Origin of the sequence: Staphylococcus sp. HMSC069D12 (genome assembly GCF_001810405.1) — a bacterium.
Taxonomy (GTDB): domain Bacteria; phylum Bacillota; class Bacilli; order Staphylococcales; family Staphylococcaceae; genus Staphylococcus; species Staphylococcus haemolyticus.
Map to the genome: position 1 here is coordinate 1 of NZ_KV801111.1, position 376 is coordinate 376.

Below are 376 nucleotides of genomic sequence, written 5' to 3' on the forward strand. Positions count from 1 at the left end.
TGCTTACGCAACCAAATATCTAATGTATGTCCCTCTGCATCAATGGCACGATATAAATAACTCCATTTTCCTTTTATTTTGATGTACGTCTCATCAATACGCCATTTGTAATAAGCTTTTTTATGCTTTTTCTTCCAAATTTGATATAAAATTGGGGCATATTCTTGAACCCAACGGTAGACCGTTGAATGATGAACGTTTACACCACGTTCCCTTAATATTTCAGATATATCACGATAACTCAATGCATATCTTAGATAGTAGCCAACCGCTACAGTGATAACATCCTTGTTAAATTGTTTATATCTGAAATAGTTCATACAGAAGACTCCTTTTTGTTAAAATTATACTATAAATTCAACTTTGCAACAGAACC

1 pseudogene is annotated in these 376 nt (G+C 33.0%); it reads right to left on the reverse strand.

Annotated features, from left to right (window positions below):
* Window positions 1-320 (reverse strand): annotated as a pseudogene (locus HMPREF2737_RS08495) (IS6-like element IS257 family transposase); the annotation flags it as partial.
* Window positions 321-376 lie beyond the last annotated feature (56 nt).